Genomic DNA, 22307 nt, shown 5'->3' with positions numbered 1-22307 from the left:
GTTTCACGCGATCGATACCGATCAGGCTGCGCTGGAGATCCAGTTCTGCAGGGCCGTCTTGGGAGCTGCGCCGACCTTGATGTCGGCGACTTCGCCGGCCTTGAACATGGCAAGTGTCGGGATCGAGCGAACGCCGAACTGGGCGGCCAGTTCCGGGTTTTCGTCGATGTTGAGCTTGGCAACCTTGACCTTGCCTTCGAACTGCACGGCGAGCTCTTCGAGAGCCGGGGCGATCATCTTGCAAGGACCGCACCATTCGGCCCAGAAATCAACGACGACAGGCTCTGCTGACTGCAGCACTTCGGTGGCGAAGTTGGAGGTATCGACTTTAACGGTAGCCATAGGCTGCTCCTTACCAGGATTTGCGGGTTGCTAGATATGTGATGGTGCGGTGCCCAGATTTCAATATCTGGTATTTCACTTTGTCTCGAGCTCCGCAAGCGCCAATGCAAGCGCCCCGTCCGACAGCGTGTAGATCGAGGCATTTTCGGTATAGACCAGCATGCAGTCAACGCGCTTTCCCGGATAGAGCGGCGAAAGGATCTCGCGGTAGATCGCCAGCTGGGCTTTGTGCGCGAAGGGGATGCTGCTTTCCTCGCGGGGCGGCACGCGATTCGTTTTGTAGTCAAGAATGACCACACGATCATCCAGCACTGCGAGCCGGTCGATGCGGCCGGAGACGGCGTAGGACTGATTGCCGAGCTGGAGCGTGCCCATGATCGAGACTTCCGCCTGCGCATGCGTGCTGAACGTGCCCTGCAGATCCGGATGCGCCAGCAGCGCCATGACAGATTTTACCAGCGCTTCTTGCTCGACTTGCGGCCAGAAGCGCGCGGCCCGCTCCGCATAGCGTCGGGCGGCATCGGCGCGTTCGTCGGGCGCGATCTCGGGCAAGGTCTGCAGCATCCGGTGGATGAAGCGGCCCTTTTGCAGGGCGCGATCCGACTTGGCTTTCTCGCCGAAAAGCGCCGAAGTCACCAGCAGATCGTCGGCTTCCTCGTCGATGACGGTGCCGACGCCGGAGGGGCTGAGCGGCCGCGGCAGGCTTCTTTGCGGCGGCAGCGGCCGGCTGAGACTGTCGGGCAGGCCAACACGCTCAGGGCGTTTCTCATGCTCCCTCGCGGTCTCGAATTCGAGTTGGACCTGGGCAATCCGCCAGCTCAACCCCTCCCAGTCGCCGTCAGGTCCGGTGAAGGTCTTCTGCGTGCAGTGTAGTTCATCCCCGTGCAGGGCGGCTGAGATCATGGCGTGCCAGGTGTCGGCATTTTCGCGGATACCGCGGTAACCGCAGATGATCAGCCGGTCGGCGGCGCGGGTCATGCCGACATAGAGCAGCCGGCGATACTCCTCCTCCGCCAGCGCCTGCAGCCGCGCCGTATCGGCCTGCGTGAGAGAATTGGCAAGCGCCGACACCGGCACCCAGACCGGCAGCGGGATCTCGTCTCTGCCGGTTTCAATCAGTCGCATCTTGGGCAGATGCGTATGGGTGAAGGCCTTGCCGCCGCCATCGACAAGGAAGACGATCGGCGCCTCCAGCCCCTTCGAGGCGTGCACCGTCATGATCCGCACCTCATTGCGGCCCTTGTCCTGCTCGCGCTTGACCGTCGGCGCCTCCAGTTCCAGCGTCGAAATGAAGGATTGCAGGCCGGGCAGGCCGCTCGTCTCGTGATCGAGGGTGAAGGTCAGGAATTCGTCGAGGATATCGCTGACCTCGGTGCCGAGCCGCGCCAGAAACTGCCGCCTGCCGCCGAAGCTTCCGAGCACCCGAGCATAGAAATCGTGCACGGGCAGGCTCTTCGACAAGGCAAGGAAGGTTCTTAAGCGTTCGACCACCTGGCTGAAGCGATCATGGCCGTCTGCGGCAAATCTCTGCAGGTGGCTCCAGACGCTTTCCTCGTCATCGCGATAGGCGGCGACCGCAAAGACATCCTCTTCGCTGAGGTCGAACAATGGGCTCTTCATCAGCGCGCACAGCGAAAGATCGTCTTCCGGCAACAGTAGGAAGCGGCCAAGCGCGAGAAGATCCTGAATAGCGATATGGCTCGTCAACACCAGACGATCGGCGCCGGCAACGGGAATGTTGCCGCGCCGCTTCAGGGCGCGGGTCAGCGCGTTGACGAAGCTGTCACGCTTGCGCACCAGCACGAGAATATCGCCGGCTTCGATGAAGCGCGCCTTGCCCTTCTCGATGATCGTTTCCCGGCCGATGAGATTGCCGATCGTATGCGCCATCCGCCGCGCCAGAATGGCGGCCGGCGCGCTCTCAGGCGTCGAATCGAAAGGTGCCGTCCAGTCCTCTTCCTTGGCGGCGGGCTCCGGCGCGATCATCTCCCAGAGATCGACGGCGCCGGGGTGGCCGATGCGGCTGGAGCGATGCACGACCGGTTCGTTGACGGCACTGAGGCCCCGGGCATTCTCCGGACTGGTGAAGACGTGGTCTACTGCGCCGAGCACATCGGCAGTCGAGCGGAAGGAGAGTGGCAGGCGGATCGACGAGAATTGCTGCCCGCTCGCCGCCACGCGCCGCCGGGTGCGGTCGCTCTCCTCGGAAAAGCGTTCAGGACGGGCGCCCTGGAACGAATAGATCGATTGTTTCTCGTCACCGACGGCAAAGATCGTGCGCAGCGTCGGGCGGGCGCTGTCGCCGGAGAAGAAATCCTCCGCCAGCGACTGGATGACGCTCCACTGGACCGGGCTCGTATCCTGCGCCTCGTCCACCAGGATGTGGTCGATACCCTGATCCAGCTTGTAGTGAATCCAGGGGCCGACATCCTTCTTGGTCAAGAGATCGGCCGTGCGGGTGATGAGGTCCTCGAAATCGAGCTGGCTGCGGCGCTTCTTCAGCTCCTCATAGTCGCGGTTCAGGCGATCGGCGAGAATAAGGGCAGCATGGGTGGCGCGATACATCCGCATCAGCTTCAACCGGTCGCGGCCGGCAACGACATGCGCGCGCGCCTCAGCGACCGCTTCGGCGAGGGCAGGCGCATCTGCGAGCATGGCCTTGACGAAGAACTGGCTGTCTGACTTTGGTTCGCCCTTGGCGGTCAGCATGGCCTTTTCCAGGATCTCGGCGCGGGCAAGCGGATCTGCCTCGCGCTTGGCAAGCCGCAGCGCATAAGCAACTTCCTGAGCCTTGGCGCCACCCTTCTCGTCGGCAAGCGTGAGATAAAGCTCCAGTGTTGCTCCGGACAGACCGGGCAACGGCCAATATTGCTCGGCAATGCTCGCTTCCGTCTCGCCGGGCCCAAGGCCAAGCCGGGCAAGCAGTGCTGCTTCGATGCCGCCTTTGCGCTCGGCCGCTTCGGTGAAGCGACGGATCGCGTTACGGTTGGCGACGATATCACCCAGTAGGGTCTCAAGGCCGGATTCATCACCGAGATCGAGCACATAGTCGAAAGCTCGCGCCAGTTCGGCATCGCCATGCGGTGTCGTTGCCGTCAGCAACGCGCGGCGTGCGTCGTCGAGCAGGACTTCGGCGGCGCGGTCGTCGAGAACGGAGAAATGCCCGGCGACGTTCGCCTCAAGCGGGAATTGATGCAGCAAGGCCTCGCAAAAGGCATGGATGGTCTGGATCTTCAGTCCGCCCGGCGTTTCCAGCGCCTTGGCAAAGAGCCGCCTCGCCTCGGCGAGCTTGAAGATATCAGGCTCCTTGCCCTCGATATCGGCGATGCGTGTCTTCAGCTCCTCGTCTGGCATCGTTGCCCAGGCGGCCAGCCGATCGAAGACGCGGTTCGACATTTCGGACGCTGCCGCCTTGGTATAGGTGAGGCAAAGGATCGCCGAGGGCCGTGCGCCTGATAGCAGCAGGCGGATAACGCGCTGCGTCAGGACATGCGTCTTGCCGGAACCGGCATTGGCCGAAACCCAGGCCGAGCGTTCGGGGTCGGAGGCTATGGATTGCTGGATCGTCGTCCAGCCGATCCAGACGCCGGGGTCGTCGCTTTCGGGCAGGGTAGCGAAGTCGTCGGCGGAAAAATCACTCATCGCCGCCGCCTTCCTGCTCGGTCTCGGCCGTCGACCATTCCGAGACACGGGCGAGGTGATCGTAGTCGCCGCCATATTCGAACTGCTGAGCGGGGATCAGCCGCGAGGAAAAACCCTTCTCGCCCGACTGCAGCAGCGAGACGAACTTCACCAGCTGGTCCATCGCCTCCTGCGCGAGATCCATAGCCGACTTCGCTTCCGTCTTGCCGCCCCGGCTGGAATGCTCGTTGTTGACCTGATCGACCTTGAAGCGATCGCCGGGCCTCAGCCGGACATACAGCAGGTTTTCCGGTACCAGTGCGCCGATATTGCGAAAGGCGCCGGCCTTCAGCGCATAGGCTTCCAACGCCAGCTGCGGATCGAGCAGTGCGCGCGCCTGCGGCGGCGAGGGATTATAGCCGGTCTTGTAGTCGATAAGGTCCGCGCCCTTGTCGCTCTTGATGTCGATGCGGTCGGCAACGCCTGTCAGCCGAATGCCGATCGGCTCGATCTCGACGCCAGCAGGCACTTCCGTTGCCGTTTTGCGCACTTCGGGCCGTCGTTCCGCTTCCCAGGCAAGAAAGGCGCGCGCCACCTCGCGGAAACGTGGTCGCCAGACGCTGTCGATATGGACGGGCAGCTTTTCGGCATCGAAAAGCTCTGCAATGATCCGATCCATGGCCAGCGTCGCATCCGGCGTGCCGGCCACGTGCCCCTCGCGGACGAAGCGGTCGATGATCTTGTGGTAGAGCGTGCCGCGTTCAGCCGGGCCGGGATCGCGGTTGAACGGATCGACCGGATCGAGCCGCAGCACGCGCCGGGCGTAGATCGAGTAGGGATCGCGCCGCAGCCGGCCCACTTCGCTGAAGGAGTAGCTCTTCGGCTGCAATTCCACGGGCGGCTTTGGCGCAGGGCGCAGTGCCGGTGCCTGGTTTTCACCCTCGTCGATCATCGCAGCCCAATGGCGATACTGGTCGCCGCGCGCCTTCATGGCCTCTTCCAGTTCCTTGCCGCCGAGCGCGATCAGCCGCTGCAGCCAGCGAGATGCAACCGTCGGCGTCGAGCCCTGGCGCAGCGCGCGGGAATAGATCAAGTCGCGGGTACCGTTCGCCATTTCGAAATCGTGGGCAAGCTGGCCGATGCGACGCTCCGGCGGCTCCAGTCCGATCTCGGTCTTCATGCTGCGCGAAATGAAGGGATTGTTGGCCGTCTGCCCCGGCCATGAGCCCTCATTCAACCCGCCGAGGATCAGCGTGTCGACGCTCTGCAAGCGCGCTTCCAGCGTACCGAAGATGAAGAGGCGGGGATGGCTGAGCGCCCGTGGCTTCACCGCCTGGCCCACGCAGAGTGCTGCCATGATATCGATCCACTGCACCCCGTCGGCTTCAAGTTGACCTTCGGTTTCGATGACATCCCGAAGGAGGCTGGCAAGCGTGTCGCCGGATTCGCCGGACCAGAGACCTGCCAGGCTGCCACGCTCGTCGACGGCGACGGCTTCAAGGGCACGGCCCGTGCGCTCCGCCCAATCCGAAAGTGTGAGGAGACCCTCTGACGCGCAGAGGGAAAGCGCTGATACCAGCGGTTCGCATGCCGCAGTCACTCGCTGGGCCAGAGCTCGCGCATGCTCGATGGCTTCAGGCGGTAGCGCTTTGCGCCATTGCGGCGCATGGCGGTCATTACCCTGCTCCGTCACGCGGTCGTCGAGCAGGGCTTCCAGCCTGCCGATGTCGATGTTGTCGACGCCGCCTCTCAGCGCCAGGATCTCCAGCGCATCGACGCCCGGTTGATGTGTTTCCGCAGGCAGGCCGAACAAGGCGAGGGGATGTTTCAGCAGCGCGACAACGGCAACGGGGTCGCCGGGGCGGAGGGATGCTTCCAGCAGCAATTGCAGTAGCGTGCCTTGCGGCGTCGCGTTCAGCGGCGTACCGGCGGAATCGTCGGCGGTGATGCCGAAACGGGCAAGCTCGGCGGTCACGCGGCGGGCGAGATTGCGGTCGGGCGTGATCAAGGCCGCCTGGCTCTCACCGCCGTTGCGTCCCGGCTTTTCCAGCGCCAGCCGCAAGGCGATGGCGATCGCGGTCGCCTCCTCACGCTCGTTGGCCGCTTCGATCAGCGCCACGTCGGCGAATGCATTCGAGATCGCATCGGGAGCGAGCGTCTTGCGCCAACTTCCCCAGCCGCTCGTCGCCTTGGCCGGCGCCAGTGCGCGCGACAGGATCTGCGTTCGCATCTGCATGGTTTCAGCCGCATCCGCGATGGGTTCGACATCGCGCCGCGTGACCTGCAACCGTTTCAGCAGCAGCGAGAGACCATATTGCGGATGGCTGCGCGTCGTCGGATCGGCCCTTTCGCCGATTGAGGTTTCCGGCGCGACGAGCTGCCAATCCTCCTCCGGCATCGTAAGATCGAGGCCGGGCAGCACGATGACACCTTGCGGCAAGGAGGCGACCGCTGCGATCAGCTCTGCAGTGGCCGGCACCGAGCCGGTCGAGCCTGCTATGATAACCGACCCCGGATGCCGCATAGTGGACATGCGCTGCGCCTCGGCGCGTAGGACGGCATTGCGATTGCGGGCGGGCGAGGACTTTCCGAGTTCTTCAAGACGCGCCGGCCAAAAGGCGCTGGCAATCGCCAGGAATTCCGCCGTCAGCTGCCACCAGAGCGCATGATCCTCCGCGCTGAGAGCCGCAAGCTCGCTCCATTCGCGGTCCTCCGTCTCCAGCGAATCGATGAGTTCGGCGAGATTGCGCGCGAGCCATATGGCGTCAGCCGGGCTTGCAGGCGCCACCAGCGGCGAATCGGAGTGAATATCGCGCACGATCTGCGGCAGCTTATTGCGCCAGGCAAGGATTAGCCGCGCCAGCTCCAGCAATCGGGCGGTATTGGCAAGCGGCTGCGCCAGATCGGCCGTTTCCGGCAGGGTTTCTTCGAAATAGCCGCTGTCGTCATCGGTTTCGCCGAGCGGGCGAATGATCGGCAGGATGGCGGAGCGGCCGCCGAGCAGGTCGACGAATTCCGAACGCAGCACGCGCGCCGCGCGCCGCGTCGGCAGGAAGATGCTGACTTTGGCGAGCGACAGCGGGTCGGCTGGATCGTGACGGAAATGCTCGGTCAGCCGGCCATCGCAAAGAGCCGTCGCAAGGGTCCTCAGGAAGGGCAGGCCTGCCGGAATCGTCAGAATGCGCTGCCGGTGTCCGCCTGCCATAGGCTCACGCAAACGCCCGGAAATTCCGGATCGTTTCCTCCGCCTCGCCGACCGCCTCCGGCGTGCCGACAGTCAGCCAGTGACCGTCGAGCATCGTGCCATAGAGCCGGCTGCGAGCGATGGCCTTGTCGTAATATGTGTTGATGTTGAAGGCGTCGTCAGGTGCGTCGTCGAGGAAGGACGGGTTCATCGCAATTGCACCGGCATAGACGACGCCGTCGTGTCCGACATCGCGATAGCGGGCGAGCCTTCCATCTTGCGCCATGGCGAAGTCATTCTTGCCATTATGACCCGTGGTCCGTTCCAACTCAACGCAGAGCATAGCCATGTCCATGCGCTGCTCGTCGTAGAATCCGGCTAGCTTTTCAAGATTGGTGGGATGGCCTAGCCTCTCGCCGATCCAGAACAGATCGGCATTCATGACGAACACCGAATCGCGGCTCAAAAGTTTCAAGCCCTTGACGAGACCACCGCCATTGTTCATCAGCGCGTCCCGCTCGTCGGAAATCAGGATTTCGAGGCCGCGATAGCCGCGCAGATGTGCTTCCATCTGGTCGGCGTGGTGATGAACGTTGACGACGACCTGCTCGACGCCGGCTTCCGCCAGCGCATCCAGCGCATAATCGATCATCGGCTTGCCGGCGATCTTCACCAGCGGCTTCGGGATAGTGTCGGTGATCGGTCGCATGCGGGTTCCAAGCCCCGCCGCCAGTACCATGGCTTGCTTGATGGTCATTTCGTCTCGAACCTTCGATTCGTATCTGCTTTCCTTAGCACAAGGCTAGAAAGCCGTCGCGGGTCTTGGCCCGCTATACCCGGCCAATACCGGCCTTCTCGCACCATTCGCGCAGAGGCGCGAGCGCTTCGTGCTCGAAGGCGATGGCAAGATAGGCGAGCGTGCGCGGCATATGCTTCAGATATCCGGGCTTGCCGTCACGCTGCAAGAGCCGCACCCAGAGGCCGGCGAGCTTGCAATTGCGCTGTGCCGACATGATCGCCCAGCTCTTCAGGAATTTCGCCTCGTCGAAGCCGCCCTGGACGTGCCGAAGCGCGAGGTAGTCGGCCATCAGCTGGTCATGCAGATCGCGCTCGATCGTCACCCGCGCATCCTGCACCAGCGAGGCGACGTCATAGGAGGTCGGTCCGATCATCGCATCCTGAAAATCGATCATGCCGACACGCTTTATGCCCTGTTCATGCGCCCGCCAGATGATATTCGGTGAATGCATGTCGCGCAGCAGCAGGTTCTTTTCCGCGTCATCGAGCTGATCGATCAGTCTGTCCCAGATCGCCAGGTAGCTGGCTCGTTCCTCATCGCTTGCCGGCGTGCCGCGCTTCCAGGGCAGATGCCAATCGAGCAGCAGCCGCGCTTCCATCTTCATGGCGGTCCGGTCGAAATCCGGAATGTGATGGATGTGATCCGGCGTGACCGGAATGTCGCGGGGAATGGAAAGACCGTGCAGATGCGCAAGGCAGGCGACACTGGCGCGATAGCGCTCGGCAATAGGCTTTCCTCCGGCGTCGACCACGCCGTCGGTGCCGAGATCCTCGATCAGAAGAATGCCGAGATCGTAGTCGGCAGCGAAGATTTCCGGAGCGGCGAAGCCATTTTCTCTGAGGATGTTGGCGATCGCCACGAAGGGATAAGTATCCCAGGCAAGATGCGCGACCTTGGGATAGGGCTTGCCGTCGAGTACCGGCGGCCCTTCCGGCAGCCGTGGCCAATCCATCAGGATCACGCGGTCGCTGCCGTCGGCGGGATAAAGGGACTCGTAAGCCCGCAGCGAGGCATCGCCAGTGAGGAAACGTCTGGCGGCACCGCGATAGCCATGCGAATCGAGAAAGGCGCGTATAGCCAATACGCGCTCGATGCGTGCGATCTGCTTCGCCGGTGCCGTGATGACGGCGCGCCGTCCTTCGCCCTCATGCGTCAGCTTGAGATCGATGCGCTCTTTCGGCAGCTCGCCTTCGGCCATTTCGGGCCATTCGACAAGGCAGATGCCGGTCTGCAGGGCTTCGTCGAAGCCGAGCTCCGTCAACTCGCTGGGGTCACCGAGCCTATAGAGGTCGAAATGCGAGACCGGGATGCGCAGCTCGTAGGATTGCACGAGGGTAAAGGTCGGGCTCGGCACGTCCAGTTCGGGATCGTCGGCCATGGCGCGCAGCAGCGCGCGGGCGAGCGAGGATTTCCCCGCGCCAAGATCGCCTGATAGTGCCAGACAGTCGCCGATCTTCAGGGCCAGCGCCAGATCTTCGCCGAGCTGAGCCGTGGCGGCGTCATCTGCGAGGAAAAGGGAAATGCTGCTTTCTGAGGCTGTCATTCTGCTGCGACGGAGTGGGGCAGTTCGGCCGAAGGAATTCGGCAGGTGACCGTCGTTCCCTTGCCCGGCTGGCTTTCGATCGAAACCTCGCCCTCATGCAGGCTGACGAAGCTTTCGACGATGGAAAGGCCGAGGCCGGCACCGCTGCGCTTGCCGCCTTTGCCGCCGGAGGCGAAGCGGTTGAAGACGCTTTGGATCAGTTCTTCCGGTATGCCCGGACCCTTATCGGCGACTGAGAAGACGAAATCCGCGCCTTCACGTCCGCATTTCAGCGAAATCGTCGATCCTTCCGGCGCGAAATTGGCGGCATTGGTCAGGAGCTTGAGCAGGATCTGCTTCAATCGCTGCTGATCGGCAACGATGGAGCCGAGGTGCGCCGGCACGGTGATTTCGAGCGTCACACCGCTTTCCTGCAGCCGGTCGGCGATCTGCATCGAGACTTCGTCGAGCAGATCGGAGAGCACGATTTCGGAATAGTTCAGCCGCATGATGCCGGCGTCGAGCGTCGCGAGATCAAGGATGTCGTTGACCAGCGTCAGCAGCACGGAAGACGAGGTCGAGATATGATCGATATATTCGGCCTGCCGCTCATTCAAAGAGCCGATGCCAGGCGTCTTCAGAAGGTCGGTGAAGCCGATGATGTTTGTGAGCGGCGAGCGCAGTTCGTAGGAGACATGCTGGACGAAATCGTTCTTCAACTCGTCCGCCTTCAGCAGTGCTTCGTTCTTCTCGGTCAGGGCGCGTTCGGCGCGCACGCTGTCGGTCTTGTTGACGAAGGTCAGCATGGTCTGCGCGTTCGGCAGCGGAATGACCGCGTAGTCGAGCACCAGATTGGAATAGAGCTCCAGCGTGCCTTGTGAGGATGGGCGCTCATCGTCGAAGCTGGTGATCTGCTCGGCAAAGCGCTTCCAGCCGTCCGGCCTGTCATAGGAGGGCAAGCAAGCTTCGGCGAGCGCCTGGATATGCGTGCCAGGCTTCGCCTGCGCCTCGGTGATGTTCCAGAGAATGCGGAATGCCGGGTTCGACAGGCGGATGCGGCCATCGGGGCCGAAAACGGCGACGCCTTCCGATAGATGGTCGATGGTCTCGCCCTGGACCTTGACCAGCGTGTTGTAGCGCGTTTCGAGATCGACCTGCTCGGTCAGGTTCTCGAATACCCATGTGGCGCCGCCCTGCGGATGTGCGGTCGCGAAAACCTTGAGAATCTGGCCGTTCGGCAGGTGCCAGAGATCGGTCTGCGTGTCGAGCGCGCGATAGACCGAAAGGACGCCGTCCTTCCAGGTCTTCCAGTTCAGCTGTTCCGGCAGCTTCTTGGCGCCGCGCAGCCGGTCCAAAAGCTCGCTATTGTCGGGTCGTTTCTCAAGGAAGGCGATATCGAGTTCCCAGAGCTGGACGAAGGCCTGATTATAGAATTGCAGTCGTCTGTCGCCATCGAAAATCGCAACCGGTGTTGCGAGATGGTCGAGGGTTTCGGCGTGGCTTTTGAGTGTACGGGCAAGCTCGGCGCGAACCGCTTCCGCTTCGGAAATATCGATCGCGATGCCGGCGGAGCCGTTTGGTGATTTGACGTCGACGACGTCGAAGAACGTGCGGTTGCCGTGCACGACGGTCGAAATCTTGTCGTGGAAGGGCGATTCCGGCGTTGCCGATGCGCGGATGCGCTCGCGGGCGACGGTCGTCAGGAATTCGCGTTCTTCGCGAATCGCCTCTTCCGCCGAAATAGCCTCGACAGCCTCGCCATAGGCTTGATTGACCCAGGTGAGCTTGCCTTCCGCATCGCGCTGCCAGACGGGCAGGTCGATGGCATCGAGCAAATTCTGGAAGGTGGAGATCGAGGTCATCAGTCGGTCGCGTTCGATCTTCAGCTCGGCGAGTTCGGCGCGCAGATTGTTGAGCGCGATGAAGCGGACGAAGGCGCGGCCGCCGGAAATGCGACCCTGTGCCTCCAGGATTTCGTCGCGGTTGGTTTCGACCACCATGTCGAAGCTCTGGCCGCTGCCGCGCAGCGTGTCGATCGCCTTGTCGAGCTCACCGGCCGACCATGATTTCAGCCAGCGGCCGAAGGCGAGGAATTCATTGTCCTGCGGCGCGCCGGTCTCGACCGGAAGCTGACCGAGCAGTTCGGGCCGCGCATTCTGGCCATCCCAGATGACGATGCGGCGGTTCTTGTCGGCAATCAGCGCCTGATATTGCGAAATACGCTGGTTGGCGTCCGAAAGGGCCGTACGGATCTCGCGGCTTTCGCTTTCCATGTTGCCGCGCTGCCGGACCATCCACATGGTCGAGAGGAGTGCGGCAGAGATCACGCCGATAATGACGGAGAAGACGGCCATTTCCGAAGAGGTGAAGAGGCGCATGCTCGCCTGCGCGGCATCGTTGCTCTGAGCGAGAACGGGACCTGCCAGGCCGGTCATGAGACCGCCAAAAACGCTGAGCCGCAGTAAGCGGCTCAGGCGCGCCAGCCGACCTTTGCCCTGCTTCATTTTTGTTGAAAGCCGATATGCACTACCCCGCTGCAACCGCGTCGCCACTCGGTGTAGCGCTGGTTGATGCAGGTTGTCTTCCCCTTCAAACATAAGAGGTCTGTCTCCGTCTTATAATGTGCCGCATCCTGACAAGACATCCCATTTTCATGGCTCCGGGCACGCCCGGTTCGTCACGAATCAAGTGTAAAAACAATACTGCCTAGGGGAATCTGGGGGAAGGGAGCTGGCTAAAAAATAAGCCCCGGCATTTGTCAATGCCAGGGCCACAAGATGTTGTGGATACTGTTTTAATAATCAGTATCTGTAGTGGTCAGACTTGAATGGGCCCTTCGGCGTCACACCGATATACGAAGCCTGCTCTTCCGAAAGCTCCGTCAGCTTCACGCCGAGCTTGGCAAGATGCAGACGGGCGACCTTCTCGTCGAGGTGCTTCGGCAGTACGTAGACTTCGTTCTTGTAGTGCCCGGGCTTGGTGAAGAGCTCGATCTGCGCCAGCGTCTGGTTGGTGAAGGAAGCCGACATCACGAAGGAGGGATGGCCGGTGGCGTTGCCGAGGTTCAAGAGACGGCCTTCCGACAGCAGGATGATGCGGTTGCCCTTGGCGAACTCGACCATGTCGACCTGCGGCTTGATGTTCGTCCACTTCAGGTTCCGCAGCGCGGCAACCTGGATCTCGTTGTCGAAGTGGCCGATATTGCCGACGATCGCCATGTCCTTCATCGCGCGCATGTGGTCGATGCGGATGACGTCCTTGTTGCCGGTCGTGGTGATGAAGATGTCAGCCGAGGAAACGACGTCCTCGAGCTGAACGACTTCATAGCCGTCCATGGCTGCCTGCAGGGCACAGATCGGGTCGACTTCCGTGACCTTGACGCGGGCGCCGGCACCGGAAAGCGAAGCGGCAGAACCCTTGCCGACATCGCCATAGCCGCAGACGACAGCGACCTTGCCGGCCATCATGACGTCGGTGGCGCGGCGGATACCGTCGACCAGCGATTCCTTGCAGCCGTACTTGTTGTCGAACTTCGACTTGGTGACGCTGTCGTTGACGTTGATGGCCGGGAAGGGCAGAAGGCCCTTCTGGCTAAGCTGGTACAGACGGTTGACGCCCGTGGTGGTTTCTTCCGTTACGCCCTTGATGGCGTCGCGCTGCTTGGTGAACCAGCCGGGCGTTGCCTGAAGGCGCTTCTTGATCTGTGCGAAGAGGATTTCCTCTTCTTCCGAATGCGGGTTGGAGAGCACGTCCTCACCGGCTTCGGCGCGAGCGCCGAGCAGGATGTACATGGTGGCATCACCGCCATCGTCGAGGATCATGTTGGAGAGGCCGCCATCGGTCCACTGGAAGATCTTGTCCGTGTAGGTCCAGTAGTCTTCGAGGCTTTCACCCTTGATGGCGAAGACCGGAACGCCGGAGGCGGCGATCGCGGCGGCGGCATGGTCCTGCGTCGAGAAGATGTTGCACGATGCCCAACGCACCTGAGCGCCGAGTGCGACCAGCGTCTCGATGAGAACGGCCGTCTGGATCGTCATGTGCAGCGAACCGGTGATGCGTGCACCCTTTAGAGGCTGCGCTTCGCCGAATTCGGCGCGGCAGGCCATCAGGCCCGGCATCTCGGTTTCGGCGATCGTGATCTCCTTGCGGCCGAAGTCGGCAAGGCCGATATCCGCGACGATGTAGTCCTTTTCAGTGCTCATGAAGGTCTCCAGCCTGAACGATGCAGCCGCGCCGCGGGCAGACGCCTCGGCCGAATGCAACAAGAATTGCACGCTGACAGCGTGTGGATGATGCCGTGTAGCAGGCTTCAGGATGGAAATCAATAATGATATAAAGAAGTCTTTATGTCTTTATATCCAATTCGCAATCGCAGGAAAACGCCTAGATTTCCTCGCCAAACTTGTTGGCGACCAGCTGGTCGAGCGCCTCGAGCGCTTCTGCGGCCTGGTTGCCGCTCGCCGTGACCAGCACGCTGCAGCCGGGGCTGGCGGCGAGCATCATCAGGCCCATGATCGAGGTGCCGCCAACTGTGGTGCCATCCTTGGAAACGGTGATCGCGGCGTCGTAGGCTTCGACGGTCTGCACGAATTTCGCCGATGCACGGGCATGCAGACCCCGCTTGTTGATGATCAGGAGTTCCCGGGAAAGCTCGGTCATGGGGGCGGTGTTTGCCTCGTTATTTGCCACTGAGCACACGGCTGGCCACGTTGATATATTTGCGCCCGGCCTCTGAAGCTTCCACCAGGGCCCTTTCCATGTTGTTGTCGCCGCGCACGCCTGCGAGCTTGATCAGCATCGGCAGATTGACGCCGGCGATGACCTCGGTGTGGCCGCTATTCATGACGGAGATTGCGAGATTGGAAGGAGTGCCGCCGAACATGTCGGTGAGGATGATGACACCGTGCCCGTCGTCGGCACCGGCAACGGCCTGCAGAATATCCTGCCGCCGCTTGTCCATGTCGTCTTCGGGACCAATGCATACCGTTTCTATGAACTTCTGCGGACCAACGACATGCTCGACAGCATGCCGAAACTCTTCAGCCAGCTTGCCATGAGTGACAAGCACAAGTCCAATCATGATATTACTGCTCCCATCGCATACGCAAACAGGTGGCCCATATCGCAATGCAGCAATGTCGTCCACCAGTGGGGGGACATCTTGGCGATGAAAAGACGAAGTGCAAGCTTAAAATACAGGATTTGCGCGCCTGTTCGGGCCTAAATGGCCGATTCATCCAAACTCGCGCCGATTTTCGCCGTTATTATGGCAAGCGGATTCGCCGAGGTTGCAGCCAATCGGATCAACGGCAACCGCGCGGATGCGGTAATATCGATCAGCTCATCCTCGGGTGGCAGTCTTTCGGCCGTTGCCGTGTCGACAGGCCGGATGGCGAAGTGCATTTCGGCCTCGGAAATGTAAGGCATGCGAACGATGCCGGTATAACGGATTTCCATGAGTCCTGCGATCGAGGGCGGGCATTTTGCAATAACGGAGCCGTTGTGTTCGCTGATCAGTACCCGGTCGTCGGCAACAAGGCTTGCCGCCAGTCCGAGGGGCTTGGCGGCGGCAATGCAGGAGAAGGCGAGAGCGGATTTGCCGCTGCCCGAAGGGCCAAGGAACAAAAGCCCGGTCTTGCCTATGACGATCGCCGTTGCATGGATATTGGTGGTTTCGCCGGTCATGCGGCTGCTCACGCCGTGGTCTGGGCGGGCAGGGATAGGATGAAGCGGGCGCCGAGCAGCGTCGCGCCATCGCTGTCGACGATATTTTCCGCGCGCAGCGAGCCGCCGTGCGCCTCGGCGATCTGCCGGCTGATCGAAAGCCCGAGACCGGAATTCTGCCCGAAACCTTCGGATTCGGGCCGGTCGGTGTAGAAGCGCTCGAAGATACGGTCGATATTTTCGGCCTGAATGCCCGGACCATTATCTTCGATATAGATGACGCAGCGCGTCCGCGTCCGCGTCAGCCGCACGGTGATCTTGCCGGTTTCCGCCGGAACGAAGGAACGTGCGTTTTCGATGAGATTGGTGACGATCTGGCCAATGCGCAGGTCGTGACCGTCGATGGAGAAATTCGCCTTGTTGCCCGGCTTGCGGTCGACGATATAGTCGATCTCGACAGCTTTCTTGCTGTGTCCGACCTGCCTTGAAATCTCGATCATGTCGCGCAGGAGCACTTCCATATCCAGCGATCTCGCATCCGAACGGGCGAGCTCCGCGTCGAGGCGCGATGCGTCGGAGATATCGCTGATCAGGCGGTCGAGGCGGCGAACGTCGTGCTGGATCACGTCCATCAGCCGCTTCTTCGAATCATCGCTCTTGGCGAGCGGCAGCGTTTCGACAGCGCTGCGCAGCGATGTCAGCGGGTTTTTCAGTTCGTGGCTAACGTCGGCTGCGAAACTTTCGATCGCATCGATGCGGTCGTAAAGCGCCGATGTCATGTCGCGCAGCGCAATCGACAGGTTGCCGATTTCGTCCTGGCGAGCGGAAAAATCCGGAATCTCCTCGCGCTCCTTCGCCCCGCCGCGGCGCACGCGGATGGCCGCAGCCGAAAGCCGGCGCAGCGGATTGGCGATGGTGGAGGACAAAAGCAGCGACAGCACGACGTTGACCAGCGTCGCGACGCCGAAGACACGCATGATTGCGAGACGCTCGGCATGAACGATCTTGTCGATATCACCGGCCTGGGTCGAGAGCAGCAACACGCCGAGCACAGCGCGGAAGCGCTGGATCGGCACGGCGACCGAAACGATCAGCTCGCCCTTCTCCGTGGTGCGGACAACGGCGCCGCGTACGCCGGTCAGCGCGTTCATGACTTCAGGATAGATCGAGCCGTCGCCGCCGGGCGCTTCTTTATAGACAGGCAGGTTGCCCGGCTGCAGCATCTTGTTGAGCAGGCCGCTGAACCAGTCGGACCAGCTCTGCTTCTCGTCTTCGACGGGCGGCAGATCGTAGCGCAGCACCTGGCCGCGGGAATAGAGATGGCGGCTGTCCAGCAGCAGGTTCGCGTCTGCATCGAAGATGCGCGCGCGCGTGCGCGTCGGCGAGATCAGCCGCGTCAGCACCGGCGCCACCTTTTCCGGATCGATCGGGAATTCGAGATCCTCGTCGTTCGGAACGGGCGTGATGCTCTGGCCGGCCTGCAGCTCCAGCAGCTTCTGCGGGTCGATGGTGATGGAGTTGGTATCGACCGATGCCGATGCCGAGACGGCGCCGGCGATGATCTCGCCTTGCGTCAAGAGGCTCTCGACGCGGGCATCGATCAGGCCTTCGCGGAACTGATTGAGGTAGAGAATGCCGCCGACCAGAACGACGAGGGCGGCCAGATTGAAGAACAGGATGCGCCGCGTCAGGCTCGAAAATACGGCATTACCGAAGATACGGCGGATCAGAACAAACGGATGAGTCCAGCGCCGGCGCGCAATCCGAGCGCCGCTCGGGCTTTCCGAGTCGTCTATATCCCTGTCCTGCACCAGCTGTGCCAAGCCAACGGCCCTTTCGAAGAACGGGATCGTCGATCCCGTCCGCATGCTCTTATTCCATCGTTCGCCGTATGGTCCAGTTAACTCTTATGCAGCTTCGCGGAAACGGTAGCCGACGCCATACAGCGTCTCGATCATATCAAAATCGAGGTCGACCATCTTGAATTTCTTGCGCAGCCGCTTGATGTGGCTGTCGATCGTGCGGTCGTCGACATAGACTTGCTCGTCATAGGCCGCATCCATCAGCGCATCGCGGCTCTTGACCACGCCGGGACGCTGCGCCAGCGAATGCAGGATGAGAAATTCGGTGACGGTGAGCGTTACCGGCTCGCCCTTCCAGGTGCAGGTATGGCGTTCTTGGTCCATCACAAGCTGTCCGCGTTCCAGCGAACGGGCCTGCTGCGCAGCACCCGGCTTGGCGGCGGCTGCGCCGCCGGCAGCATTTGCGGCTTCGCGGGCGGAGGCGCGGCGGAGAACGGCCTTGACGCGTTCGACCAGCAGGCGCTGGGAGAACGGCTTGGTGATGAAATCGTCGGCGCCCATCTTCAGGCCGAAGAGTTCGTCGATCTCTTCGTCCTTCGAGGTGAGGAAGATCACCGGCAGGTCGGATTTCTGGCGCAGGCGGCGCAGGAGCTCCATGCCGTCCATGCGGGGCATCTTGATATCGAAGATCGCCAGTTGCGGCGGCCGGGCAAGCAAGCCGTCCAGCGCCGAGGCTCCGTCCGTATAGGTCTCTACCTTATATCCCTCTGCTTCCAAGGCAATCGATACGGAAGTCAGGATATTGCGGTCGTCGTCAACGAGCGCGATTGTCAACATGGTGTTCGTCTCCGTCATCAGTGCGCGTCTCCCGGATTTGGAATCCAGCCCAGGCGGTCTGCCAGCTCGGTCGGCGGTAACCTGGCGCGCTTATGGGGATAAAGGTGGAACAAATTGTGGCAAAGATAAAGGGGAGGATTGTTGCCCGGAAAAACCCTTGCGCAGGGGTTGTGTGACGTGACGTCGCGCCACCCGCTATTCAAACGATTTAAAAATGAGGAAATTTATTTAAATCGATTAAATAACTGATATCATTAAATATTTTTCGCTTATAGCTCTTGTGCTTTTAAAAAGAGCCCTCTACGCTTTAGTTAGTTCTAACGGCCAAGCCCCTTTGTAGAGGAAAAAGTGATGGAGCAATTCGGCGTCCGCAATCCCGCGACTGAACTGGGATCGATCGGCCTGGGAGCCGCCGCCAGTGTGCGTTACAACCTCATGGAAGCTCACCTCTATGAAGAGGCGATTCGCCGTCGCGAAGCCGATCTGACCGCCGACGGTGCGCTCAGGGCCTTGACCGGCCAGCACACCGGCCGTTCTCCGAAGGACAAGTTCGTGGTGCGCAATGCCACCACCGAAGACCAGATCTGGTGGGACAACAACAAGCCGATGTCGCCGGAGCATTTCGAGCTCCTGCATGAAGACATGCTGGCCCATGCCCGCGGCAAGGACCTGTTCGTGCAGGATCTGATTGGCGGCGCCGATGCCGAATATGCTCTGCCGACGCGCGTCATCACCGAATTCGCCTGGCATTCGCTATTTATCCGCAACCTGCTGATCCGCCCCGATCGCGCGGCGCTGGAAAGCTTCGTGCCGCAGCTGACGATCATCGATCTGCCAAGCTTCCGCGCCGATCCGGAGCGTCATGGCTGCCGCACCGAAACGGTGATTGCCTGCGATTTCGTCAATGGCATCGTCCTGATCGGCGGCACCTCCTATGCCGGCGAGATGAAGAAATCGGTGTTCACGGCGCTCAACTACATGCTGCCGGAGCGCGGCGTCATGCCGATGCATTGCTCAGCCAATGTCGGTCCCGAAGGCGATGCAGCGATCTTCTTCGGCCTGTCGGGCACCGGCAAGACGACGCTCTCTGCCGATCCCACCCGCACGCTCATCGGCGACGACGAGCATGGCTGGGGCGAAAACGGCATCTTCAATTTCGAAGGCGGCTGCTACGCCAAGACCATCCGTCTTTCGGCAGAAGCCGAGCCGGAAATTTACGCCACGACGCGCCGTTTCGGCACCGTGCTGGAAAACGTCGTGCTCGATGAGCACGGCCGGCCGGATCTCGATGATGGCTCGCTGACGGAAAACACCCGCAGCGCCTACCCGCTGCATTTCATCCCAAATGCTTCGGAATCCGGTATCACCGGCCACCCCGAAACGATCATCATGCTGACGGCGGACGCTTTCGGCGTCATGCCGCCGATCGCAAAGCTGACACCGGATCAGGCCATGTACCACTTCCTGTCCGGCTACACCGCCAAGGTCGCCGGCACGGAAAAGGGCGTCGTGGAGCCGGAAGCGACCTTCTCGACCTGCTTCGGCGCTCCCTTCATGCCGCGTCATCCGGCCGAATACGGCAATCTGCTCAAGGAGCTGATCGCCCGCCACGGCGCCCGTTGCTGGCTGGTCAACACCGGCTGGACCGGCGGCGCCTACGGCAAGGGAAGCCGCATGCCGATCAAGGCGACGCGTGCGCTGCTCGCGGCCGCCTTGAAGGGCGATCTCGATAATGTCGAATTCCGCACCGATGCGAATTTCGGCTTTGCTGTGCCGGTCGCCGTTGAAGGCGTCGATACCGCCATCCTCGACCCACGCTCCACCTGGGCCGATGGCGGCGCCTATGATGCACAGGCGAAAAAGCTGGTGCAGATGTTCGTCACCAATTTCGCCAAGTTCGAGGATCATGTGGACGGCAACGTCCGTGATGCCGCCCCGGGGATGCCGGTCGCTGCAGAGTAAATAATCTCTCACGGGAGCCATGACTCACGTGAAACCCACTCGCCCTCGTGGTTCGAGACGGCCCTCTGGGCCTCCTCACCATGAGGGCTAGTCTCTTGTGCCCGGTCGCATAGCTTGCTCCGCCTCATCCTGAGGTGCGGAGCTCGAAGAGCAAAGCCTCGAAGGACGAGACGGCCGCCAAACTCGCCACAACCATATTTTCAACCGCGCATCAATGTGGGATAGACAGGCGCGGAGAAAATCATGGCCAGCGAAGCGCTTTACATTAACGACCGGATCACGATTGCCGGCTGGGAGCTGACGGAACAGTTTGTTCTGGCAGGCGGTCCCGGCGGTCAGAACGTCAACAAGGTCGCGACCGCCGTCCAGCTTTTCTTCAACGTCCAGAACTCCCCCTCGCTGACCGACCGCGTCAAGGCGAATGCGATCAGGCTTGCCGGCCGGCGGGTTTCCAAGGATGGCGTTCTGATGATCGAGGCCAGCCGCTTCCGCAGCCAGGATCGCAATCGCGAAGATGCCCGCGAGCGGCTGAAGGAACTGATCCTCGAAGCCGCCGCCCCACCGCCGCCGCCCCGCCGGAAGACCAAGCCGACAAAGGGATCGATCGAGCGCCGGCTGAAGGAGAAATCCGGGCGCTCCGAGGTCAAGAAGATGCGCGGCAAGGTTGGTGGCGACTAGTTCGGCTTTTCGGGCTGCGATCTTAGTCTGGGTGGGCCAAGATAGCTTGCCAGGCGAGTGCAATTTCGCGGAAGCTAAGTGCCTGGCCCCTCATCCTAGCCTTCTCCCCGCAATGCGGGGAGAAGGGACGACAGCGTGACACAGCGGGTTTCCTCTTTGCGACAGCCTGCTTGAGGCACGAAAGACTCCCTCGCCCCGCTTGCGGGGAGAGGGCTGGGGTGAGGGGCCATGCAGGAAGGCGAGGCGATGACGCATTCACCTGACCAGCGATACCATCAGGAAAACAAAATGCTGCTCCCCAACGGAATTCGCCATCTCCCCGGCTATCTCGACCACCCTGCCCAGGAAGCGCTCGTCGAGGCGATCCGCGTCGTCGTGGCAGAAGCACCGCTCTACACACCGGTCATGCCGGGTACCGGCAAGGAGATGTCGGTCCGGATGACCAATTGCGGTTCGCTCGGCTGGGTGACCGACAAGCAGCGCGGTTATCGCTATCAGTCGACGCACCCCGTTACCGGCCACCCCTGGCCGGCCATGCCGCAGCAATTGCTGGATCTCTGGGGTGATATAGCGGGCTATGAAAAGTCGCCCGAAGCCTGCCTCGTCAATTTCTATGGCGACGATGCGCGCATGGGTCTGCATCAGGATCGCGACGAACAGGATCTCAAGGCGCCGGTGCTGTCGGTCTCGCTCGGCAATACCTGCCTCTTTCGGGTCGGCGGGCTCAGCCGCAATGACCGCACGCTATCCTTCAAGCTTGCGAGCGGCGATATAGTCGTTCTCGGGGGAGAGGGAAGGCTATGCTTCCACGGCGTCGATCGCATCTATCCGGCGACCTCGACGCTCTTGAAGAATGGCGGCCGGATCAATCTTACCCTCAGGCGCGTCCAGCCCTAAGCCTCAGAGCTTCCTCAACGCCACCTGCTCGATCAGGTGATTCTTGCCCTTTTGCAGGATGAGATCGGCGCGCGGCCGCGTCGGCAGAATGTTCTGGCGAAGGTTTTTCAGATTGATGTTCTTCCACAGCCCCTCGGCGATCGCCAGCGCCTCTTCCTCACTGATCGAGGCGTAGCGGTGGAAGAAAGAGTTGGGATCGCGGAAGGCGGTTTCGCGCAGCCGCATGAAACGGGCGACATACCAGTTGTGGATGAGCTCCTCGTCGGCATCGATATAGATCGAGAAGTCGAAGAAATCGGAGACCATCGGCACGATCTTGCCATCGGCCGGCAGATGCCGCGACTGCAGCACGTTGATGCCCTCGAAGATCAGGATATCCGGGCGGTCGACCGTCTTGAATTCGTTCGGCAGCACGTCGTAGACGAGGTGCGAATAGGAGGGTGCCTGCACATTCGGCTGGCCGGCCTTGATCGCCGAGAGGAAACGCAGCAGCGCCGCCGTATCGTAGCTTTCCGGAAAGCCTTTGCGCTGCATCAGGTTGCGGCGCTGCAGCTCGGCGTTCGGATAGAGAAAGCCGTCCGTGGTGACGAGATCGACCTTCGGGCTCGACGGCCAGCGGCCCAGCAATTCCTTCAGGATACGTGCTGTCGTGGATTTGCCGACGGCGACCGAACCGGCGATGCCGATGACGAAGGGCGTCTTAGCGATATCGGAGAGGCTGAGGAAGCGATTGCGCTGCTCGAAGAGAATCTGCGAGGATTCCACATGCGAGGACAACAGCCGCGACAGCGACAGATAGATGCGCCTGACTTCGTCGAGATCGATCGGGTCGCCCATGGAGCGCAGCCGCTTCACTTCGTCTGATGTCAGCGTCAGCGGCGTGTCCGCGCGGAATTTCGCCCATTCTTCCGAGGAAAAGAAATAATAGGGCGAATAGGCTTTCGCCTGGAAGATATCGAGCGTCTCGTGTGCCGGCTCGGTCTTGGTCGCTGTCGTCAT

The 22307-nt window shown here is 61.5% G+C and carries 16 protein-coding genes; 3 read left to right on the top strand and 13 right to left on the bottom strand.

All coding sequences use genetic code 11. The features are described from left to right. Positions 1-21 precede the first annotated feature (21 nt). The 12 genes from trxA to AC13RM_RS29445 all read right to left on the bottom strand — a co-directional run bounded on the left by trxA (position 22) and on the right by AC13RM_RS29445 (position 17771). Positions 22-342, bottom strand: coding sequence for a thioredoxin (trxA, locus tag AC13RM_RS29500; protein ID WP_015338194.1), 321 nt, complete (start codon positions 340-342; stop codon positions 22-24). A 75-nt stretch (positions 343-417) separates the two neighbouring features. Beyond that, complete coding sequence (gene addA / locus AC13RM_RS29495; RefSeq protein WP_488556003.1) at positions 418-3984, bottom strand: double-strand break repair helicase AddA; 3567 nt, start codon at positions 3982-3984, stop codon at positions 418-420. Continuing rightward, positions 3977-7168, bottom strand: a complete 3192-nt coding sequence (gene addB / locus AC13RM_RS29490; protein ID WP_488556002.1) for a double-strand break repair protein AddB — start codon at positions 7166-7168, stop codon at positions 3977-3979. Before addB ends, addA begins: the two co-directional genes overlap by 8 nt. Positions 7169-7172: 4 nt before the next feature. Next, the gene (locus tag AC13RM_RS29485; protein ID WP_488556001.1) at positions 7173-7904 is read right to left on the bottom strand and encodes a nucleotidyltransferase family protein; all 732 of its coding nucleotides are present in this window, start codon (positions 7902-7904) and stop codon (positions 7173-7175) included. Between the two features lie 73 nt (positions 7905-7977). Further along, the gene (tsaE, locus tag AC13RM_RS29480) at positions 7978-9489 is read right to left on the bottom strand and encodes a tRNA (adenosine(37)-N6)-threonylcarbamoyltransferase complex ATPase subunit type 1 TsaE (RefSeq protein WP_488556000.1); all 1512 of its coding nucleotides are present in this window, start codon (positions 9487-9489) and stop codon (positions 7978-7980) included. After that, the gene (locus AC13RM_RS29475; RefSeq protein WP_488555999.1) at positions 9486-11903 is read right to left on the bottom strand and encodes a PAS domain-containing sensor histidine kinase; all 2418 of its coding nucleotides are present in this window, start codon (positions 11901-11903) and stop codon (positions 9486-9488) included. The genes tsaE and AC13RM_RS29475 overlap by 4 nt, the downstream gene beginning before the upstream one ends. A gap of 366 nt (positions 11904-12269) precedes the next feature. Further along, complete coding sequence (ahcY, locus tag AC13RM_RS29470; RefSeq protein ID WP_113233588.1) at positions 12270-13670, bottom strand: adenosylhomocysteinase; 1401 nt, start codon at positions 13668-13670, stop codon at positions 12270-12272. Between the two features lie 181 nt (positions 13671-13851). Further along, positions 13852-14127, bottom strand: a complete 276-nt coding sequence (locus AC13RM_RS29465; protein ID WP_069613940.1) for an HPr family phosphocarrier protein — start codon at positions 14125-14127, stop codon at positions 13852-13854. 19 nt (positions 14128-14146) lie between these two features. After that, positions 14147-14548, bottom strand: coding sequence for a PTS sugar transporter subunit IIA (locus AC13RM_RS29460; RefSeq protein WP_015338202.1), 402 nt, complete (start codon positions 14546-14548; stop codon positions 14147-14149). 140 nt (positions 14549-14688) lie between these two features. Then, the gene (locus tag AC13RM_RS29455) at positions 14689-15153 is read right to left on the bottom strand and encodes an HPr kinase/phosphorylase (RefSeq protein WP_113233587.1); all 465 of its coding nucleotides are present in this window, start codon (positions 15151-15153) and stop codon (positions 14689-14691) included. 8 nt (positions 15154-15161) lie between these two features. Next, entirely contained in the window at positions 15162-17000 is a 1839-nt protein-coding gene (locus AC13RM_RS29450; protein ID WP_113233586.1) for a sensor histidine kinase, read from the bottom strand. A gap of 39 nt (positions 17001-17039) precedes the next feature. Then, entirely contained in the window at positions 17040-17771 is a 732-nt protein-coding gene (locus tag AC13RM_RS29445; protein ID WP_208409584.1) for a response regulator transcription factor, read from the bottom strand. A 351-nt stretch (positions 17772-18122) separates the two neighbouring features. Between AC13RM_RS29445 and AC13RM_RS29440 the strand changes: the two genes are divergently transcribed. From AC13RM_RS29440 to AC13RM_RS29430, 3 genes are all read left to right on the top strand, one after another. After that, positions 18123-19733, top strand: a complete 1611-nt coding sequence (locus tag AC13RM_RS29440; RefSeq protein ID WP_374824648.1) for a phosphoenolpyruvate carboxykinase — start codon at positions 18123-18125, stop codon at positions 19731-19733. 243 nt (positions 19734-19976) lie between these two features. Continuing rightward, positions 19977-20411: an alternative ribosome rescue aminoacyl-tRNA hydrolase ArfB gene (gene arfB / locus AC13RM_RS29435; RefSeq protein ID WP_106999661.1), complete on the top strand. Its 435-nt coding sequence runs from the start codon at positions 19977-19979 to the stop codon at positions 20409-20411. A gap of 288 nt (positions 20412-20699) precedes the next feature. Continuing rightward, on the top strand, positions 20700-21308 hold the full coding sequence (locus AC13RM_RS29430; protein ID WP_374824645.1) for an alpha-ketoglutarate-dependent dioxygenase AlkB: 609 nt from the start codon (positions 20700-20702) through the stop codon (positions 21306-21308). A gap of 3 nt (positions 21309-21311) precedes the next feature. Here AC13RM_RS29430 and coaA read toward each other — a convergent pair whose 3' ends face one another. Further along, entirely contained in the window at positions 21312-22307 is a 996-nt protein-coding gene (coaA, locus tag AC13RM_RS29425) for a type I pantothenate kinase (RefSeq protein WP_113233582.1), read from the bottom strand.

This window comes from Martinezella sp. CNPSo 3732 (assembly GCF_057784515.1).
The sequence above is the reverse complement of the archived record's forward strand: the minus strand, read 5'-3'. Positions and strand labels throughout refer to the sequence as shown.

What these genes read in the sequence shown, in the direction of transcription:
- addB (WP_488556002.1), bottom strand. Translation starts at nt 7,168, where the DNA reads ATGGCAGGCGGACACCGGCAGCGCATTCTGACGATTCCGGCAGGCCTG.
- AC13RM_RS29485 (WP_488556001.1), bottom strand. Translation starts at nt 7,904, where the DNA reads ATGACCATCAAGCAAGCCATGGTACTGGCGGCGGGGCTTGGAACCCGC.
- addA (WP_488556003.1), bottom strand. Translation starts at nt 3,984, where the DNA reads ATGAGTGATTTTTCCGCCGACGACTTCGCTACCCTGCCCGAAAGCGAC.
- ahcY (WP_113233588.1), bottom strand. Translation starts at nt 13,670, where the DNA reads ATGAGCACTGAAAAGGACTACATCGTCGCGGATATCGGCCTTGCCGAC.
- AC13RM_RS29450 (WP_113233586.1), bottom strand. Translation starts at nt 17,000, where the DNA reads ATGCGGACGGGATCGACGATCCCGTTCTTCGAAAGGGCCGTTGGCTTG.
- AC13RM_RS29455 (WP_113233587.1), bottom strand. Translation starts at nt 15,153, where the DNA reads ATGACCGGCGAAACCACCAATATCCATGCAACGGCGATCGTCATAGGC.
- AC13RM_RS29445 (WP_208409584.1), bottom strand. Translation starts at nt 17,771, where the DNA reads ATGTTGACAATCGCGCTCGTTGACGACGACCGCAATATCCTGACTTCC.
- AC13RM_RS29475 (WP_488555999.1), bottom strand. Translation starts at nt 11,903, where the DNA reads ATGACCGGCCTGGCAGGTCCCGTTCTCGCTCAGAGCAACGATGCCGCG.
- AC13RM_RS29460 (WP_015338202.1), bottom strand. Translation starts at nt 14,548, where the DNA reads ATGATTGGACTTGTGCTTGTCACTCATGGCAAGCTGGCTGAAGAGTTT.
- arfB (WP_106999661.1), top strand. Translation starts at nt 19,977, where the DNA reads ATGGCCAGCGAAGCGCTTTACATTAACGACCGGATCACGATTGCCGGC.
- AC13RM_RS29465 (WP_069613940.1), bottom strand. Translation starts at nt 14,127, where the DNA reads ATGACCGAGCTTTCCCGGGAACTCCTGATCATCAACAAGCGGGGTCTG.
- tsaE (WP_488556000.1), bottom strand. Translation starts at nt 9,489, where the DNA reads ATGACAGCCTCAGAAAGCAGCATTTCCCTTTTCCTCGCAGATGACGCC.
- AC13RM_RS29440 (WP_374824648.1), top strand. Translation starts at nt 18,123, where the DNA reads ATGGAGCAATTCGGCGTCCGCAATCCCGCGACTGAACTGGGATCGATC.
- trxA (WP_015338194.1), bottom strand. Translation starts at nt 342, where the DNA reads ATGGCTACCGTTAAAGTCGATACCTCCAACTTCGCCACCGAAGTGCTG.
- AC13RM_RS29430 (WP_374824645.1), top strand. Translation starts at nt 20,700, where the DNA reads ATGCTGCTCCCCAACGGAATTCGCCATCTCCCCGGCTATCTCGACCAC.
- coaA (WP_113233582.1), bottom strand. Translation starts at nt 22,307, where the DNA reads ATGACGACAGCGACCAAGACCGAGCCGGCACACGAGACGCTCGATATC.